The sequence below is a fragment of the Vibrio sp. 1288 genome, assembly GCF_033344475.1.
In genome coordinates this window covers 1-1,010 of the sequence record NZ_JAWPOX010000168.1, presented here as the reverse complement: position 1 = coordinate 1,010, position 1,010 = coordinate 1, and the positions used below count along the sequence as shown (strand labels likewise).

Here is a 1,010-nt window from a genome sequence, read left to right as displayed (position 1 = left end):
AACCGGTACGGTTACCGCTGCTGCACCAATATATGGAATCAATACAGACAAACCTACAGCAACGGCCAAGAGCGCGGAGTAACGTAGGTCTAGAATCGCGAATGTTACGTAGCTCACGCCACCAACAATCAAGATTTCCAGCACTTTCCCGCGAATGTAGTTCGAGATTTGCTCGTTCATCTCGTGCCAAACTTTGTTCGCCAGCTTACGGTTTTTCGGCAAAATGCCGCTCGCCATTCTAAGCATTTCTTCTTTGTCTTTAAGTAGGAAGAAAATCAGCAGCGGCACCAAAATCAAGTACACCGCCAATGTGGCAATACTAACTAACGATGCAAGTGAGCCTTTTACCACGCTTTCACCCAAACCTAGTGCTTGGTTTTTCGCGTTGGTCACGACGGTTTCTACAATTTGTAGGTTAGCCAATTCCGGATGGCGCTCAGGTAACGTCATGATGAACTTTTGCAGCCCGTTATACATGTTCGGAATATCGTTGATTAAGTTGCCAACCTGAGTCCAGATCGTCGGAACCAAGCCAAATAAGGCGATCAACATGATGCTGATAAAAATCAAGAGAACAATAATCACTGATAAGGTGCGAGGCACACCCATACGCGACAATTTAACCACTGGCCATTCTAGGAGATATGCTAATACAATCGCCACCAGCAATGGCGCAATCAAATGCCCAAAGAAGTAAATGGTGATAAAACCAAACAGCAAAATGGCGACAAGGCTTACTGCGTGGGGATCTGAGAAGCGGCGTTGATACCAACGACTTACCCTTTCGAACATCTTATGCGGATTCCTTATTGAAAACAGTCAATGTGTAGTGCTCTGGTGTAGATTGGCAATCAACCACGTACCCTTGGGTACGAAGGTAATTCACAATGTCTCGTTTAGAGCTGTTGTCCACCACTTGAATGACAAGGTGATGATACTGCGATTCTTCATCCTGAAAGACCTCAGCAGCGTGACGCTTGGCAAGTAACAGCGCCATTGGGCAGCGTTGC

At 46.2% G+C, this 1,010-nt stretch carries 2 protein-coding genes; both read right to left on the bottom strand.

What is annotated here, in order from left to right; all coding sequences use genetic code 11:
* The coding region (locus R8O11_RS25390; protein WP_318194635.1) for an AI-2E family transporter at nucleotides 1-792 on the bottom strand (792 nt) is incomplete at its 3' end.
* Between the two features lies 1 nt (nucleotide 793).
* Nucleotides 794-1,010 (bottom strand): sulfurtransferase TusA family protein (locus R8O11_RS25385; protein ID WP_318194634.1); only part of this gene is annotated, 217 nt, incomplete at its 5' end.